Source organism: Microbacterium murale (assembly GCF_014635185.1).
Classification (GTDB): domain Bacteria; phylum Actinomycetota; class Actinomycetes; order Actinomycetales; family Microbacteriaceae; genus Microbacterium; species Microbacterium murale.
Genome location: NZ_BMCM01000002.1, coordinates 109,320 through 126,789, shown reverse-complemented (window position 1 = coordinate 126,789; position 17,470 = coordinate 109,320). Strand labels below are relative to the sequence as shown.

Annotated in this window: 14 protein-coding genes; 8 read left to right on the top strand and 6 right to left on the bottom strand. The window is 63.9% G+C overall.

What is annotated here, in order from left to right; all coding sequences use genetic code 11:
- Positions 1–79: 79 nt before the first annotated feature.
- The 3 genes from wecB to IEV67_RS07060 are packed head-to-tail and all read left to right on the top strand — an operon-like array spanning position 80 to position 4,531.
- The gene (gene wecB / locus IEV67_RS07070) at positions 80–1,162 is read left to right on the top strand and encodes a non-hydrolyzing UDP-N-acetylglucosamine 2-epimerase (protein ID WP_188435891.1); all 1,083 of its coding nucleotides are present in this window, start codon (positions 80–82) and stop codon (positions 1,160–1,162) included.
- Positions 1,159–3,225, top strand: a complete 2,067-nt coding sequence (locus IEV67_RS07065) for an acyltransferase family protein (RefSeq protein WP_268238577.1) — start codon at positions 1,159–1,161, stop codon at positions 3,223–3,225. The genes wecB and IEV67_RS07065 overlap by 4 nt, the downstream gene beginning before the upstream one ends.
- 10 nt (positions 3,226–3,235) lie before the next feature.
- Positions 3,236–4,531 (top strand): nucleotide sugar dehydrogenase, encoded by a 1,296-nt coding sequence (locus tag IEV67_RS07060; protein WP_188435889.1) that lies wholly within the window; start codon positions 3,236–3,238, stop codon positions 4,529–4,531.
- 64 nt (positions 4,532–4,595) lie between these two features.
- On the opposite strand, the gene IEV67_RS07055 is transcribed toward IEV67_RS07060, so the two are convergent.
- The gene (locus tag IEV67_RS07055) at positions 4,596–5,633 is read right to left on the bottom strand and encodes an acyltransferase family protein (RefSeq protein WP_188435888.1); all 1,038 of its coding nucleotides are present in this window, start codon (positions 5,631–5,633) and stop codon (positions 4,596–4,598) included.
- Positions 5,634–5,759: 126 nt separating this feature from the next.
- On the opposite strand from IEV67_RS07055, the gene glf reads away from it, so the two are divergent.
- Genes glf through IEV67_RS07040 form a run of 3 tightly spaced genes read left to right on the top strand, consistent with a single transcriptional unit; the run spans position 5,760 to position 8,447 of the window.
- On the top strand, positions 5,760–6,896 hold the full coding sequence (glf, locus tag IEV67_RS07050; protein ID WP_188435887.1) for a UDP-galactopyranose mutase: 1,137 nt from the start codon (positions 5,760–5,762) through the stop codon (positions 6,894–6,896).
- A 10-nt stretch (positions 6,897–6,906) separates the two neighbouring features.
- A complete protein-coding gene (locus tag IEV67_RS07045; protein ID WP_188435886.1) occupies positions 6,907–7,707 on the top strand; it encodes an ABC transporter permease in 801 nt (266 codons plus the stop codon).
- Positions 7,707–8,447 (top strand): ABC transporter ATP-binding protein, encoded by a 741-nt coding sequence (locus tag IEV67_RS07040; protein ID WP_188435885.1) that lies wholly within the window; start codon positions 7,707–7,709, stop codon positions 8,445–8,447. Before IEV67_RS07045 ends, IEV67_RS07040 begins: the two co-directional genes overlap by 1 nt.
- A 21-nt stretch (positions 8,448–8,468) precedes the next feature.
- On the opposite strand, the gene IEV67_RS07035 is transcribed toward IEV67_RS07040, so the two are convergent.
- The 5 genes from IEV67_RS07035 to IEV67_RS07015 form a co-directional block, all read right to left on the bottom strand.
- Entirely contained in the window at positions 8,469–9,065 is a 597-nt protein-coding gene (locus tag IEV67_RS07035; protein ID WP_188435884.1) for a hypothetical protein, read from the bottom strand.
- A complete protein-coding gene (locus IEV67_RS07030; protein WP_188435883.1) occupies positions 9,065–10,027 on the bottom strand; it encodes a glycosyltransferase in 963 nt (320 codons plus the stop codon). Before IEV67_RS07030 ends, IEV67_RS07035 begins: the two co-directional genes overlap by 1 nt.
- Positions 10,024–11,997, bottom strand: a complete 1,974-nt coding sequence (locus tag IEV67_RS07025) for a glycosyltransferase (RefSeq protein ID WP_229702861.1) — start codon at positions 11,995–11,997, stop codon at positions 10,024–10,026. The genes IEV67_RS07030 and IEV67_RS07025 overlap by 4 nt, the downstream gene beginning before the upstream one ends.
- A gap of 70 nt (positions 11,998–12,067) precedes the next feature.
- Complete coding sequence (locus IEV67_RS07020; protein ID WP_229702859.1) at positions 12,068–13,369, bottom strand: O-antigen ligase family protein; 1,302 nt, start codon at positions 13,367–13,369, stop codon at positions 12,068–12,070.
- Positions 13,366–14,787 carry an O-antigen ligase family protein gene (locus IEV67_RS07015; protein ID WP_188435882.1) on the bottom strand — a complete coding sequence of 474 codons (1,422 nt, stop codon included), beginning with the start codon at positions 14,785–14,787 and terminating at the stop codon, positions 13,366–13,368. The genes IEV67_RS07020 and IEV67_RS07015 overlap by 4 nt, the downstream gene beginning before the upstream one ends.
- Positions 14,788–14,854: 67 nt before the next feature.
- Here IEV67_RS07015 and manA point away from each other — a divergent pair, with 67 nt between their 5' ends.
- Entirely contained in the window at positions 14,855–15,973 is a 1,119-nt protein-coding gene (gene manA / locus IEV67_RS07010; RefSeq protein ID WP_188435881.1) for a mannose-6-phosphate isomerase, class I, read from the top strand.
- Between the two features lie 87 nt (positions 15,974–16,060).
- The gene (locus IEV67_RS07005; RefSeq protein WP_188435880.1) at positions 16,061–17,416 is read left to right on the top strand and encodes an HNH endonuclease signature motif containing protein; all 1,356 of its coding nucleotides are present in this window, start codon (positions 16,061–16,063) and stop codon (positions 17,414–17,416) included.
- Positions 17,417–17,470: the final 54 nt, after the last annotated feature.

Below are 17,470 nucleotides of genomic sequence, written 5' to 3'. Positions count from 1 at the left end.
CACGGGGTAACGAAAAGAATGCGCACGCACCTACGGTATCAATCGGATTCAGAGGGAGCTCAGCATAGAATCGTCTCCCGTGAAGATCATCAGCGTCGTTGGCGCCCGCCCTCAGTTCGTGAAGCTTGCGCCTATCCACGCGGCGGCCAAAGCTGCCGGGGTTGAACACGTCATCGTCCACACTGGGCAACACTACGATCCGATGCTCTCCGACGTCTTCTTTGAAGACCTTGGCATCGGCGCACCCGACGTGCACCTCGGCGTGGGCAGCGGCTCGCACGGCGTGCAGACGGGTGCCATGCTCGCGGCCTTGGATGCTGTCTTCGACGAACACCACCCGGACTGGGTCCTGGTGTACGGCGACACGAATTCCACCGTCGCTGCGGCGTTGAGCGCGGTCAAGATGCACATCCCAGTGGCGCACCTGGAAGCGGGCCTTCGCAGCTTCAACCGCCGCATGCCGGAGGAGCATAACCGTGTGATGACCGACCACGCGGCGGACTTGCTGCTCGCACCCACTCAGGTGGCCGTCGATCACCTCGCGACTGAGGGGCTCGCAGCGCGCACAGTCCTCGTCGGCGACGTCATGACAGACGTGCTCTTCGAAGTTCGCGACGAACTCGCGGGTGCGCCGTCTGCGCTTCTGGATGAGCTCGGTCTGACTCCCGACGGCTACTACGTCGCCACGATCCATCGTGCCGAGAACACGGATGACCCGGTGCGCCTAGGTGACGTGGCAGCCGCGTTGGCGAGCCTCGACAAGCCGGTCATCCTCCTCGCGCACCCGCGCGTGGTTGCGAAGGCCGCTTCCCACGGCATCTCCCTCACGCAAGGAGCGTTGATCGCACACGCTCCACTGGCGTACAAGGACCTCATTGCTGCGGCCCTGTCCAGCGCTGGTGTGGTGACGGATTCCGGCGGCTTGCAGAAGGAGGCGTTCCTGCTCGGGGTGCCCTGTACAACTGTGCGTACCGAGACCGAGTGGGTCGAGACGATCGAGCTCGGTTGGAACGTACTCGCGAATACCGCAACGGAGATCGCGGCGGCAGTGACACGTCCACGTCCCGTGGAGACGGACGAATCGCCGTACGGCGACGGCAAGGCCGCACAGCGGGTCGTCGCAGAGTTGATCATCGGTGCTGGTGGTGCTGGCGGCGCGTGACAGAACCGGCGATCACGGAACCGGTCCGCAGAGGGTTCCGCGCTGACGTCCAAGGCCTGCGGGCGATCGCAGTCGGCTTGGTCCTCGTCTATCACGCCGGGGTGCCCATCGTCACTGGCGGTTATGTGGGCGTCGATGTCTTCTTCGTCATCTCCGGGTTTCTGATTTCGAGTCACCTACTGGAAACCCTCCAGCGTGACGGACGGATCCGATTCGCTGACTTCTACGCTCGTCGCATCCGAAGGATCTTGCCCGCATCCTTGACGGTCGCGATCCTCACCGCGGCGGCGGCGATTGTGTTCTACCCGCCCCTCGCCCTCGAACGGGTGCTCAGAGACGGGCTGGCGACGCTTCTGTACGTGCCGAATGTCTGGTTCGCGATTCAGGACACCGACTACCTGGCGGACCATTCGGCTTCACCCTTCCAGCACTACTGGTCGCTCGGCGTGGAAGAGCAGTTCTACCTGCTGTGGCCGCTTCTGCTCCTCTTGATCTTCATCGTGCTACGCGGCCGCTCTGTTCTGGTGATCGCGGCGATCACCGCAGTCGGGGCTGTTAGCTTCGTCGCTGGCGCGATTCTCACGCAAGTTGATCAACCATCCGCGTTCTTCCTGCTGCCGACGCGTGCCTGGGAGCTTCTCATCGGAGCGCTTGTCGGAGCGGTATTGCTCCACGAATCGCCTCGTATCCCCGGCTGGCTTGCCGCCGCCGGGGGCTGGCTCGGCATCGCCATGGTGTTTGCGAGTGCGCTGTGGTTCGACGATGACACCGCGTTCCCCGGGATCGTCGCGTTGCTTCCAACCTTTGGGACAGCGTTGGTGCTCTATTTCGGCGCGACAACGGCCAAGGGAAGCCCAAGCCGGGTTCTGTCGATACGACCGATCCAGTTTGTGGGGCTGATCTCCTACTCGCTCTATCTTGTGCATTGGCCGTTGCTCGTTATAACTCAGGCTGCGGTCGGCGAGCAGAATCCACTAGGGATATCAGTGAAAGTGGTGGTGGGAATCGCCCTTGCGATTCCACTCGCGTGGCTGCTGTTCCGCTTCATAGAGACGCCGTTTCGTTCGCCAAGGGCACTGGTCGACCGGCCACCTCGAGTTACCCTTCTCACGGCCCTCGGCCTTACCCTCGTGCTGGCCGGAACATCACTGGCCGCTGTGCAATGGGCCTCAGCGCGCGACGTCGGCACGGGCGAGGTAGTGGCGGTCGCGCCGGACTTTCCGGAATCGCCCCCGAGAGCGACTGAGTTCGTGCCGCGGAACATGTCACCGGCGCTGGATGAAGTGGCCGCAGATCTTGCTCCGTTGTTTACCGACGGGTGTCAGCACGATGTGAATACCGAAGACGTGCAGAACTGCACATATGGAAATCCGCAGGGCGATCTCGACGTGGCGATGTTCGGTGATTCGCATACGGCGCAGTGGTTCCCGGCGATCGAGGATTTCGCCGCTGAGCATCCTGAAACGGCGATCCATACCTACACGAAAACATCCTGTTCTGCCGTCTCCGTCACTGTGCTCGTCAAAGGTGTGCCGTATGCCTCCTGCGATCGCTGGAAGGAGCGAGTCGTAGAGCACTTGCTCGCGGACCCGCCTGACCTTGTGGTCATGTCCAGCTACGCTCACTACGTTCTCGCGGATGTGAAGGACGACGCGGAACGTCTGAAGATGTGGAGTTCCGGACTGGCATCGACCATCGATAGATTGCGAGGAGCTGGCATCGAAGTACTGATCATCGCGGACTCGCCTCGATTCCCCACTGACCCGCCGACGTGCGTGTCGACGGATGTACTCGACGTCACGAGCTGCGACGGTGATCGCGAATGGGCGATCGATGATGCGCTTGCCGCCGCAGAACGCAATGTTGCAGACGCCAGCGACGCGACATATGTCGACCTCACAGATTTCATCTGTGACGCCAAGATCTGTCCGGTGATCATTGACGATATCTTCGTCTATCGCGACATCAATCACATGACCTCGACGTTCGTTTCATACTTGACGCCGGCGTTGGAGCCGACGTTGGAGGACCTCCTCGACACCGGCTCCGAATCTGCCCCGTAGACTGGCTTCCATGCGTATTGCTGTTGTGGCCCTCGGAAAGATCGGGCTTCCCCTCGCCGTCCAGTTCGCCTCTTCCGGTCACGACGTGATCGGTGTCGATGTCAATCAGAGGGCTGTCGACACGATCAATTCCGGTGTTGAGCCGTTTCCTGGTGAGGCGGAGTTGCAGGAGCGTCTAGCGGAGCTGATCCCGGCCGGTCGTCTTCGTGCGACGACGGATTATGCGGACGCGATTCCCGGCGCGGATGCCGTTGTGCTCGTCGCTCCTGTGTTCGTGGACGACGAGACGTGGGAGCCGGACTTCAAGTACATGGATGCCGCGACCAGATCGCTTGCTGAGCATCTCACTCCTGGCACCCTTGTCTCGTATGAGACGACGCTTCCCGTTGGCACCACACGCAACCGTTGGAAGCCGATGCTGGAGGAGGGCTCTGGTCTCGTCGAGGGTAAGGACTTCCACTTGGCGTATTCGCCGGAGCGTGTGCTCACGGGTCGTGTATTCGCGGATCTGCGGAAGTATCCGAAGCTGATCGGTGCGCTTTCTGATGAGGGCAACCGTCTGGCTCGGGAGTTCTATGAGGCGGTGTTGCAGTTCGACGAGCGTCCCGATCTGCCGCGCCCGAACGGGGTGTGGGATCTCGGTACGACGGAGGCGTCGGAGATGGCGAAGCTGGCGGAGACGACGTACCGGGATGTGAACATCGGGCTGGCGAATCAGTTCGGGTTGTTCGCGGCGGCGAACGGGATCGATGTGTACAAGGTGATCGAGGCGTGCAACTCGCAGCCGTACAGCCATATCCACCGCCCCGGTATCGCGGTGGGTGGGCACTGCATCCCGGTGTATCCGCGCCTGTATCTGTCCACGGACCCGGACGCCGACATCGTGCGCGTCGCCCGTCAGTTGAACGCGTCGATGCCTGAGCGTCTCGTCGCGCAGGCGGAGGGCATCCTCGGCTCCCTCACGGGGCAGAAGGCTGTGGTGCTGGGTGCTGCCTACCGCGGGGGAGTGAAGGAGACCGCGTTCTCCGGCGTCTTCCCGACCGTACAGGCCCTCAGGGAACGTGGTGCTGAGGTCGTCGTGCACGACCCGATCTACTCCGATGAGGAACTGCGCGGACTCGGCTTCGAGCCGTACGCTCTCGGTGGCGATGTCGACCTCGCGATCTTGCAGACTGACCACGCCGAATACCGCGACCTCGGCCCCGACCGTCTGCCCGGTGTGAAGCTCCTTGTCGACGGCCGCAACGCCACCGACGCCGCCCGCTGGGTCGGCACCCCCCGCATCGTCGTCGGCACCGCCGCGTAAGCGTTGCGAGTTCGCTCGCACCGGGCTGCGTTGATTCGACGCGCAACCCGGTCGAGCGGGCATCTCAGCGAGTTGGCGTGAGCTGACGCGCGACGTTGATGAGAGGGCGCTCATAAATCCGATAGCAGAGGACGCTTGCCGTCAGCGTGACGCCAATCGCGAGCAGCGTCGTGACAGGCATCGGTAGCGCGCCTTGGGCGACGATCCCGACGGCGGTGAACGCGATCGGGTGAATTAGGTATACCGAGTAACTGGCTTCACCAAGCGTCGCCAGTGGACGATCGAGAATCGGCGGCAGATCGCTTGCGAGTTTGTACGCAACCGCGCACAGAACCACGCACACCAGCGTGAAGACGAAGCGATTCGTTCCCGTCACAAGGTTGATCAAGTCGCCTCCTGACGGCCAGATACAAAAGACCAATAGTGCGGCGACGAGTGCGGACAAGAGCGCCCATCGAGGTATATGGACGCCGCGCAGGACTTTCCCCACGGCGAACCCGAGAACGAAGAGGAATGCTTGATTCAATGGGTTCACATACGCGCCCCATTGCTCGGCTAGGGGAAGCGACGGATCCAGCACCGCGAACGCGAAGTAAGCGCCGATTCCGACGAATACCGCAACGCACACAGCGAACCAGGATCGCCGATGTGCAGCCCATGCGATGAGGGGTAGGAGCGCGTAGAACACGAGCTCGTTACCGATCGACCAAACGCCGAGGGCGATGTACCCGTCCCAGTCGACGAAGCCGAACAGCCCGGTCATGTTCAGCCCGAAGGCTCGCCATCCGGGCCAGCTGCGCGACAACAATATGGTTGCAATGGTGACGAGCCAGAGAAGAGGGAAGATTCGAAACGCGCGACGGACGAAGAAAGTTCGAATCTGTCGGGCGGTGCCCAACCGGTGGCCATAGACGTGAAACATCGTCAATCCACTGAGGACGTAAAATACGGCTACCCCGTAGACACCCACCCGTCCCAGAGGGAACTCGGCGCTTTGAGGACCTGCCGTCCAGCTCGTGTAGTGGTACGCGACGATGCCCAGGGCAGCGATGCCACGAAGGTAGTCCAGATCGCTCAGTCGGGAACTCGGAGCGCTGGGCATGACGGCAACTCTAATACCTGAAGTTCCGTACTCGTTCATCCGTGGCCCTTCGACGTTCAGTGACACGTGGCGGTTCCCCCAGCGCGTGGCCGAGGTTCCCAGCTGGCCGCCGATACGATGGAACACATGGATCTTCTCGTCGTCGGGTCGGGTTTCTTCGGCCTCACCATCGCTGAGCGCGCCGCGGATGCCGGCCGCAAGGTCACCGTCATCGAACGCCGCCCGCACATCGGCGGCAACGCCTACAGCGAGGCTGACCCGGAGACGGGCATCGAGGTGCACCGTTACGGCGCGCACCTCTTCCACACGTCGAACGCGACGGTCTGGGAGTATGTCAACCGCTTCACGACGTTCACGAACTACGTGCACCGCGTCTACACGAACCACAAGCATGTCGTGTACCCGATGCCCGTGAACCTGGGCACGATCAATCAGTTCTTCCAGGCTGCGTATTCTCCCGACGAGGCTCGTGCGCTCATCAAGGAGCAGGCTGGCGAGTACGACGTCAAGTCGGCGCAGAACTTCGAGGAGAAGGGGATCGCGCTCGTCGGGCGCCCGCTGTTCGAGGCCTTCTTCCGCGACTACACCGCGAAGCAGTGGCAGACCGACCCGCACAAGCTCTCCGGCGACATCGTCAGCCGACTCCCCGTGCGCTACAACTACGACAACCGCTACTTCAACGACACGTGGGAGGGCCTGCCCACCGACGGGTACACCGCGTGGCTGGAGCGGATGGCCGATCATCCGAACATCGACGTCAAGCTCGACGTCGACTTCTTCGACGAGTCGCAGCCGCTGAACCGCAAGGCGCTCGTCGGACAGGTGCCGATCGTCTACACCGGCCCCGTCGACCGCTACTTCGACTATGCCGAGGGCGAGCTCAGCTGGCGCACGCTCGACTTCGAGCGTGAGGTGCTGAACGTCGGCGACTTCCAGGGCACGCCCGTCATGAACTACCCGGACATGGATGTGCCGTTCACCCGCATCCACGAGTTCAAGCACTTCCACCCGGAGCGCAAGGACGTATACCCGGACGACAAGACGGTGATCATGCGCGAGTTCTCCCGCTTCGCGGAGCAGGCTGATGAGCCGTACTACCCGGTGAACACCCCCGCGGACCGCGAGGGCCTGCTCTCGTACCGAGAGCTGCAGAAGGGTGAGAAGGACGTCCATTTCGGAGGACGTCTGGGCACCTACCAGTACCTCGACATGCATATGGCGATCGGCTCGGCGCTGACCATGTGGAACAACACACTCGCCTAAACTCGGAACCGTGAGTCACGCTGCTGTCGGGGCGCCGGGTACGCCCCGGCGATATATGCATTCGCTGTGGCTGCTGTCGGCCCGCGACCTGAAGGTCCGCTACGCCACCAGTTGGCTCGGCTACCTGTGGTCTGTGCTAGACCCGCTGATCATGAGCGGGATCTACTGGTTCGTCTTCACCCAGGTATTCCACCGGGACAAGATCGGCGAACAGCCGTACATCGTGTTCCTCATCCTGGCGTTACTGCCGTGGGTATGGTTCAACACCTCGGTTTCCGATTTCACCCGCGCGTTCCGCAAGGACGCGAGGCTGGTGCGTTCGACCTCGATCCCGCGCTCGATCTGGGTGAATCGCATCGTCCTGAGCAAGGGGCTCGAGTTCCTGTTCTCCATCCCGGTGCTTGCGCTCTTCATCATCTTCAACGCCGACAAGATCACGGTCGGTTGGTCGCTGCTGTGGTTCCCCGTCGCCATCGTCTTACAGTGCATGCTGCTTGTCGGCCTGGGCATGCTCGTCGCGCCGCTGTGCGTGCTCTACGCGGATCTGGAGCGCACTACCGCACTAATCCTCCGTGCGCTGTTCTACGCGTCTCCCGTGATCTACAGCGTCAATGACCTGCCGGCTCCCTTCGACGTCGTCGGCGCATTCAACCCGCTCGCGGGCATCTTCACGCTGTATCGGGTCGGATTCTTCCCCGACCAGTGGCACACGATGACCATCTTGATCAGCGTCGTCATGACGATCGGCATCTTCGTCCTCGGTATCTGGGTGTTCCGGTCCCTTGAGCGTCCCGTGCTGAAGGAGCTGTGATGACCGCCGCAATCGAAGTCGACGGGCTGGGCGTGCGTTTTCGCCGTAACCGGCGTGGTCGTCGCAGCTTCAAGGATCTGTTCGCGGGGGCTTCTCGGCGCAACCGTCCCGGAGAGTTCTGGGCTCTGCGCGACGTCTCCTTCACCGTGCAGCAGGGGGAGTCGATCGGCGTCGTCGGCCGTAACGGACAGGGAAAGTCCACGCTGCTGCGGCTCGTCGCCAAGGTGCTCCTGCCCGATGAAGGCACGGTCACCGTCTACGGCGGCGTCGCACCGCTCATCGAGATCACCGGTGGCTTCGTCGGCGACCTCACCGTGCGCGAGAACGTGCGCCTGACAGCCGGCCTCCATGGCATGTCGAAGGCAGAGGTCTCCCGGCGCTACGACGACATCATCGCGTTCGCGGAGCTTGAAGACTTCCAGGATGCGCCGTACAAGCACCTCTCGAACGGCATGAAGGTTCGTCTTGCGTTCTCCGTGGTGTCGCAGCTCGACGAGCCGATCCTGCTCGTCGATGAGGTTCTCGCCGTCGGCGACAAGGCATTCCGCGACAAGTGCTACAAGCGCATCGACGAGCTTCTCGCCGATGGACGCACGCTGTTCTTCGTCAGCCACAACGAACGTGACCTGCGTCGCTTCTGCACTCGTGGCCTGTACCTCAACAAGGGCGCGTTGGTGCTGGATGCCGGCATCAATGAGGTACTCGATCGGTATAACGCCGACTCGATGCCGGCGGCTTAGCCGACGAACGCGTCGAGCGAATCAGAGTCCGACGAGCGCCCGGAGGTCCTTCAGAGCTGCGGTGGCGGCGTTCATAGCACTCTGTGTGTCGGAACCGCTCTCGAACGCGCTTCGGAGCTCTCCGAGCCGCGCGTTGTATTGTCCGACGCCCTCGTACCACGCCGACGAGATCGAACTCGGAGCCGCAGCATCCGACAGACGCCCGGCATCCTGCTGCAGCGATTCGACGACCTGAGCGGCCTCCTGGCCGCCCAGATCGGCGGCGATCGTGAGCCCTGTCGAAGCATCGTCAAGGCGCGGCTGAACCTGCGCGGCGAACGTGGGGATGTCGGGATCCGGAACGGGCGGAGGAGTGGCCCCCGGCTCTTGCGTGGGAGCGGCGGTCGGCGTCGGGGTGGCCGTCGGCGTCTGCGTGGCAGTCGGCGTGGGCGTGGAGCTCGCGGAATCCGTGGGCGTCGGCTCGGGCTCACCGCCTCGCGGCAGCAGAAAGAACAGCAGAGCCGCGACGATGGCCACAGCCAGGACGGACAGGCCTACGATCAGCCAGATGCGTCCCTTGTTGCTCTTCTTCTGTTCAGGGAAGATCCACTCGGCGCGGGGCTGCTGCTCGTCGCTCATCACTTCTCCAATGCGGGCATGGGTTGCCAGGCGCGGTCTCGACCGATCTTCCCACCATCGCGGATGCCTCGGAAAAGATTGCTCGTGCCCCGCACCGTCCGTTCGACGAAGAGCAGCCGGATGAGCTCTTTGAAGAACGTCGCAGTGGTGCCGAGTCCGAACAGCACAGGGTTGTAGACGCCGTGCACGCGGTAGTAGTTCTTGATGAATGCCCGGTTGCGCATGATGTAGTACCGGTACGCGTTGCTCGACGCATTCATGTGGCGCACACCCATGTCCCACTGCTTGATCTCGCGGGTGCGGCGCAGCACGAATTCGTCCACGATGACGGCGGTGGTCAGCCTTGACGCGAGCCAGCCGTACATCTGGTCATCCCAGTAGATGAAGAACCGATGGTCGGGGAGCCCGATCTGGGTCACGATGGAGCGGTGGATGAACATCCCCTCGAAGCATCCGCTGTTCATCTCCTTGAAGCCAGACGCGTCGAATCCGGCCGGCGCGAAGGGGATCGGAATGCCCATCCGCTCGGCGATGCGGTACTGCCAGTAGAACTCGCTGCCGTCGTAGTCGTAGCGTCGTCCCTGGATGCTCTTGAAGCGCGGAGTCCATTTGCCCATCCGTGCCAGGCCGTCGGGTAGAACCTCGACGTCGTCGTCCATCATCCAGATCCACTCGGAGCCCAGCTCGTACGCTGTGCGCATCCCCTCGCTGAAGCCACCGGACCCGCCCGTGTTCGTCTCCAGTTTGCGGTACACGATCTCCGTGCCGACGCGCGTACGGAACGAATCGACGACCTCTGTGGTGTCGTCAGCTGAAGCGTTGTCGACGATCACGACGTTCCCAGGCTTCGGATCCATCACGGTGATGCTCTCGAGCAGCCGAGTGAGAAGATGCGAGCGGTTGTACGTGACGATGACGATCGTCGCCGACGCGGGGTCGAATGCAGCAGGCGCCGCGGTCATGCCTTCTCCTCGAAGATCTGCTGCCAGGAATCGGGGGAGACGAGCTCCGGAAGTGCCTGCCGATACTGCTTCTGTAGTTCGGGCCACCGACGCCTCAACTCGGCGTGCAGACGTATCGTGTCGCGCAGCATATGGCGATACTTCTTGCGGTCCCGGGTGTAGATGTTCTTTCCGGAGCCGTCAGCGGCGCTCACCAATGCGCTGTCGAACACAGGAAGCCGCCACCAGTGCGCGTCCTCCTTGCCGAATTCGACCTCGGGCTGCGCGATATTTGCCGGGTTGGGATTGTGTAGCCAGTGTGCGACGAGAGTGGTCAGAGTGAACCATCGGAGCCGAATCCCCTTCGGGCTGTCGAACTCGTTCTGCTTCTGCTGCTTGTACACCTGGCGACCATGTCTCGAATGCAACACGGTCGACGGATCCCGATGCACCACGGTCTCGGGATATTCGGCGGCGAGGGCACGTGCCTCGGGCATCGCCGTCGAGAGATTCCCACGCATGTGGGCCGGCCCAGAGAGCACGTCGCGCAACGCTTTGGTGCGCAACGCTACGGGGTAGTACTGCATCATCATCAAGTGCTTGAGGTCGACGCGGCGGCTGTGCTTCAACAGACGGCCGCCACGCGGAACTTCCGAGTGCAGCAGCCCCGCGACGATGCGGTTGCGAGCGTGGAAGTACGCCTGCCAGTCGATCGAGTCATCCTTGTTGATCCACGACACGTGCCAGAGCGCGACACCGGGCATCGAGACGGTCGGGAACCCAGCCTCGCCTGCACGGAGGCAGAACTCCGCATCGTCCCATTTGATGAAGGCGGGCAATGAGAGCCCGACCTTGCGGATTGCGTCCAGAGGAATGAGGCACATCCACCAGCCGTTGTAGTCGGCATCCATGCGCATGTGCAGCAACTTCGACTGGCGCAGGTTCGATGCACCGAAGTCATGCGGCATCTTCTCCTGATAGAGATTGCGCCACATGAACGGAACCTTGTCGAGCACTTCCGCCCAGCCGTGGAGTTTGGGACGGTCGAGCAGGTCGAACATGTGACCGCCGACGAGCACGGGGTTGGTCGCGAACTGTCCGAACACGATCGAGCGCCGCACGGACTCGGGCTCGAGTCGCACGTCGTCATCGAGCAGTTGCACGAAGTCGCTCTCCGGCCGCTGCAGCGTCTCGTGCATCGCGCGGGCGAAACCGCCGGAGCCACCGAGATTGGGCTGCCTGATGACCTGAAGCGTGTCGCCGAGCTCAGCCGCGACCTCGTCGTAGCCCTCCTGCGCTGAGACGAGCTGTGTGCCCTGATCGATGAGGAAGATGCGATCGACGAACTCGAGCGCATCGGGTGAGGCCGCCAGCGACTGGAGGGTCTCGACGCAGTAATCCGGCTTGTTGTACGTCGTGATGCCGAGCGAGGCTTTTCCGACGCGTGCCGGCTCCTGCTCGGTCGTCCATTCCGCGCCTTTCAGAATGGCGGACTTCTCATCGGCGACGATGTCGAACCAGATCCATCCGCCGTCGCTGTACTGCGTGAGCGCAAGGTCGAAGGAGGTCTCCGCGTCGCCTGTGACTTCTCTCGTGTCCGCGCGCTGACGCACTCCGGAGCCGTTCGACCGGTAGACCAGGATCGTTGCGGGGCCGTTCGTCCGAACGGTCAGCCGCACCTGACGCACGCTCGTCCAGTGCTGCCAGTACGACGCCGGGAATGCATTGAAGTACGTGCCGAGCGAGACTCGCCGGCCGGCGACGATGCGCGCGCTGTGGCGGCTGAGGATGTTGCCCAGATGTGCGCGGTTCGAGACGCGGACGGGCTCCTCGTCGATGACCGACCAGGTCTCAGGGTCGGCGTAGAGCGGAAGGAGGTCGGGGTCGCGGTCGAGAGGGAAGACGACGTTCTGCAGGACGTGGGTCACGGGCGAGATCTCCGGGATTGCTTCGCCCCGCCCGGGTGGGCGCTCGGCTGGTTCAGCGGGCACGAAGTAGCCTACCTTCCGGTCATGCAGAACTTCGCAGAGCGCGCCCAGCACGCTATGACATGCGCCGCCGCTACACCTGCGGCCGCAACGTCGGTATCGCCCCGGTGTTCGCCGCATCGATGTTCTCGCGCCATGACCTCGACTGTCCGGCGCGCAGTGCGCACAGCACGAGCATGAACCAGCCTGCACCGGCAAGCGTGAAGCTCTCGAACATCGAGTCGACCGCGAGCGTGACGAGCACGAGCGGGGTCCAGGCGTACACGACAGAGTGCCGAACGCTGGCGACCAGCCACGATCTGATCAGCGCGACACCGCCCAGGATCAGGAACAGCAGGAACCCGGCGATGCCGAGCTGCAGCAATACGTCGAAGAACGCGTTCAACGCTGTCTGGTGCTGATTGTTGAGCAGGTAGTTGATGTAGGTGAACGGATACTCACCGCGCTGCCACGGGCCGAACCAGCCCCAGCCCTGAAGCGGCCTGATCGCCACGAAGTCGAGGATCTTGTTCCACAGATCGGCGCGGATCGAAAAGTCGGACCCTGCGCCCATCCAGGCGATGATCGGATGCCGGAAGGCGAAGGCCACGACGAGCGACGCGACGGCCAGAGCCCCCAGCATCCATTGCACCAGGTTGCGATGCGCCGCGGGTGCGTGCCGCACGATCGTCAGTGCGGCGGTCACAACGCCGACGGCGACAGCCAGCACCAGCACCGTCGGAGACGCCGACACGAGCGCGAGGAAGCCGGCGAGCGCGATCGACGGAACCGCGATGGGCGCGATGACCGATTGGGTGCGCCATTCGATGAAGAACGTGATCAGCGCGATCACCGCGATGAAGCCCAGCATGTTGCGGGTGCCGAAGATTCCCTGGATGGGACCGCCGATCGCGAGATTCCCCTCGACGGCGAGGAATGAGATGGGCACGTCGAGGAGGATGCCGGAGAGGATCTCCACACCGAGCGAGGCGAGCAGCAGCGCCCGCAGCGTGTCGCCGATCGCGCGCACGGTCTGCAGCGTGTCGCGGATATGTCCGATCGTGATCGCCAGCACCGCGAATCCGAACGTCCAGATCCATCCGACGAGCGAGTCGGAGCGATCCGTCGTCCAGATCAGGCTCGCGAGCGCCAGTGCGAGGAACGCGAGCAGCGACGAGGGCGCGAGCCGCAGCAGCGACAGCTCCTCCCGTCGCACGAAGAGGATCGCCACGCCGAGCACGCACAGGATGACGATGATCGTCGCGTACGTCGTCGACGACGTCATCTGCTCGATCGCGAATGAAGCGAACGTCGCGGTGAGCGCCGCGAGCGTGTATGCCCGCGCCATCTCGACGGAGCCGAGCAGACGGCTCACTCGATCCGCGGCTGAGGTCACGGGACCCGCCGAGCCGTGCTGCCGTGCTCGGTCACGCGGGACTGCTCGTTGAGTCCGACTCCGACCAGAGGAACCGACTTGATCTTGAACGAGAAGAGAATCAGCAGCAGCCATCCCCAGAGCATGATCGGAGTGGACTCTGCGAGACCCTGGACCAGCAGGATGATCGTGAACAGCAGAGGCAGCAGCGTCAGCGGCGAGTACGGCCGGTCGGCGCGCAGATTCCAGCGTGGCCGATCGGCGGCGAAGAACCACGCGCGCCACAGCAGGCCGAAGTACGCGGCGGCCATCAGCACGACGCCGACCGCGCCGAGCTGCATGAGCACATCGAGCCACATGTTGTGCGCGTGGAACACGGTGATGCCATGGTCGGTGATCCAGCCGTCGAATGACGGGTCGGTCGGAATCCAGGGGCTGGAGAAGCCGTTGCCGAACACGGGGTGGGTCGCTGCGCGTTCCAGCACCTTCGTCCAGATGACGTCGGTGCGTCCGGTCAGGTCTGCGCTGCGGCCTAGCGCCTCGAACAGCGGGCGGTGGAAAACGATCAGGGCTGCGACGACGATGACGACGGCCCCGCCGCAGATCGCATAGATCCGTGTGCGCGCACCCGGTGTGCGGGCACGGCGGATCAGCAGGGCCACCATGAGCACGACAGCCGCTGCGAGCGCGCACACGTACGTCGTCGCCGACGACGCCCGCAGCATCATGTACGCCGCCACCAGCATCCACATCACAAGCCCAGCGCGCCAGCGTGCGCGCAGCGCGAAGCGCACACCGAACGTGACGATCGCGAACAGGCTGATGATCGCGAGCACGTTGGAGTTGCCGACGATGCCTTGGATGCGCCCGCCGTCGAAGAGGTTGTCGCGCACCCAGTACCAGTGCGGGTCGACGTCGCCGTCGGGAAGCGTCAGGAAGTTCGGCAGCAGCGGTCCGTGCACGACCAGTGACACCCACAGCTCCAAGGCGAGGGACAGCCCGAGGATCCATTTGAACGCCGACGCGAGCGCACGCACGATCTCCTCCCAGCTGAGAGCATGCGCGACCAGCAGCGCGTTCACGGTGACGGCGGCGAGCAGCATCCAAGTGAGGATCGTCGGGAGTCGCCACTGCGACCACGCCACGGAAACCAGCGCGAGCCCCACGTATCCGAGCGCGGACCACGGGAGTCTCCGCCATGGGAACGGATGCGGTTGTGCCCGCGCGATCATCGGAATGCCGATCGCGAGGGCGGCGAGCGTGAGCACGATCATCACACCGCCGGCGACGTACACGCCGACGAGGTTGTACAGCGCCGTATGCGCGAAGGCGACGATGAACACGAGGATGACGTATCCGCGCAACAGCAGATGCCCCGTCGACTCGCGCTCCGGCGCGGTGGGCGGGGCTGTCACTGGATGCTTCGTGTACTGCGCCATCGCGTTCAGGCTACCGCGCCCGAGCCCGCCGTCTGCTGTGCCACGTCCGGATCGCTACGCTGGTGCCATGCTGCTGAGCCTGTCGAACGAACCCCGTGACTACGCCTGGGGGTCGACATCCCTCCTCGCCGATCTGGAGGGCCGCGAGTTCACCGATGTGCCAGAGGCCGAAGTATGGTTCGGCGACCACGCCGGCGACCCCGCCGATGTCGCAGGCGGCTCGACGCTCGACACCGTCACCGGGGGCACTCTTCCCTATCTGCTGAAGCTGCTCGCCGCCGCTGATCCGCTCTCGATCCAGGTGCACCCCACGATCGCTCAGGCGCGAGACGGGTGGGACAGGGAGCAGGGCCTCGCCGCGGACGACCCTGCACGCAACTACCGCGATGCCAACCACAAGCCCGAGCTCATCGTCGCCCTCAGCGACCGCTTCGAGGCGCTCGGAGGACTGCGTCCCGTCGCCGACACGCTGCGACTTCTGGATGCGCTGGGCGAGTCGTCCGGCGTGCGCGCGCTGCGCGAGCGTCTCGAGGGCGACAGCGATGAGGATGCGTTGAGGGATGCTGTCGGCTGGCTGCTTTCCGGCGACTCACAGCGCGAGGTGGATGAGATCATCGCTGCGCTAGCCGGGGCGTCATCCGACGAGTTCGACGCAGAGCTCAGCGCGGTGCGAGCGATCGCCGAGCGGTATCCCGGCGACCCGGGTGTGGTCGTCGCGCTGCTGATGAACTACCTCGTCCTCGGTCGTGGTGAGGCGATCTTCCTGCGTGCGGGGCTCCTGCACGCCTACATTTCCGGCCTCGGCGTCGAGATCATGGCGGCGAGCGACAACGTGCTGCGCGGCGGGCTGACGCCGAAGCATATCGATGTGCCCGAACTTCTGTCGGTGCTCGACACCACCCCTGCGGAGGTGCCGGTGCTCGCGCCCGCGCCCGACGCGGTGACCGATTACCCGATCGAGGTGCCTGATTTCGCATTGCGGCGCATCGTGCTGGAGGGCACGCCGCTGTCGCTGGAGGTTTCCGGCCCCGCGATGGTGCTCTCGACCGGGGGAGAAGTCACTGTCACGGGTGCCGACGGTGTCGCGCTCGCTGTCGCGGTCGGAACGGCGGCCTTCGCGATCGACGAGACATCGTTGCTGCTGAGCGGCGCCGGCGAGGCCTTCATCGCGCAGCCCGGCAGCTGATCGCGTGTTCGTCAGCCACTTGAATGGTTCGAAACAAAACTCGAGTCGGGCTTGACTGAAATCGAATGGATGTACTAATCTGGTTGCATGCCAACGATGACAGCTCCCGCTCCGCCGGACACGGCGTCGGCGAGCATGTCTGCGTGGCTCGAGATTCAGGCAGAGAAGGCGCGACTGCACGCACGGGAGGCCTCTCTGCTTCACGAGGCATTCACCGAAGCACTTGACGAGCGCGAGAAGCGCACCGGCACCGAAGACATGCGCGACATTCCCGTGCGCTCGCTCGTCGCCGAGTTCAGTGCCGCGGGAAGAATCTCGTCTCGCACCATGGAGTCGGCCATGTGGCACGCCTACAGCCTCGTGGCGAACTTCCCCGTGACGTTCCAGGCGCTCGAGAGCGCGCAGATCAGTCCCACGCATGCGCGCATCATCACCGACGCAGGGGCCCAGATCTCCGATCAGGCCGATCGCTTCGCCTACGAGCTCGCTGCCGTCGATTACGCCTCGGGAGAGAGCCCGAACCGCGTCAGGGCGGTGGCGCGGATGCTGGCGGCCAAGCACGGAGGCGCCAGCGCAGCCGAACGGAGGAAGAAGGGGCATGAGGCCCGTCGTGTCTGGGTGGATGACTTCGACGACGGACAGGCCGAACTGCACATCCTGACTTCCTCGGTACTGGCGCATGCCGCGGTCGACCGTGCGAGCGGCCTCGCGAGGCTGGCGCGCGACCCGAACTCGTCCGAGACCCACCCCTCGCTCGGCGAAGCCGAGAAGGAGCCGATCACGTGGGAAGACGAGTCACTGATACCGGGAGACTGGGTGTACGACGGCGAAGACGGCGTGGGCGCTCCTCACGACGACCCTCGCACCATGGATCAGGCGCGAGCCGACGTCATGATCGATCTGCTGCTCGCCGCATCTGCAGAGACGGTGACTGCGGCAGGCGCTGAGGCAGTACGGGGCCACGTTCAAGTGACGATTCCTGCTGCGGCCCTGGCGGGCGCTTCCGATGCTCCGGCCGATCTGTCCGGCATCGGCCCGGTTGATGCCGACCTCATCCGAGAGATTGCTGGCGTCGCGCCGGGCTGGGATCGCCTGTATCTCGACGGATACTCCGGAATCGTGATGGCGACGGACCGTTATCGACCGACCGCCGAGATGCGGCGATACCTGAGAGCACGAGACGGCCGCTGCCGCTTCCCCGGCTGCGCCGGTTCGGTCAGGCGATGCGATCTCGATCACACGCACGAGCACAGCAGGGGCGGCGCGACATCGTGCGAGAACCTCAGCCACCTGTGTCGGCGGCACCATTCGCTCAAACATCCCGACGTCGATGTGAAGTATCGATGGGCGGCGCGCCAGCTTTCCGGCGGAAGGATCGAGTGGACGAGTCCGCACGGTCTGGTCTTCATAGATCACCCGCAGACCCACGTGCAGTTCTCCTGATGGCACACGACGTTCTCCCGATCCGACACGCCCGGGGGCTCGCCGTGCTGAGTT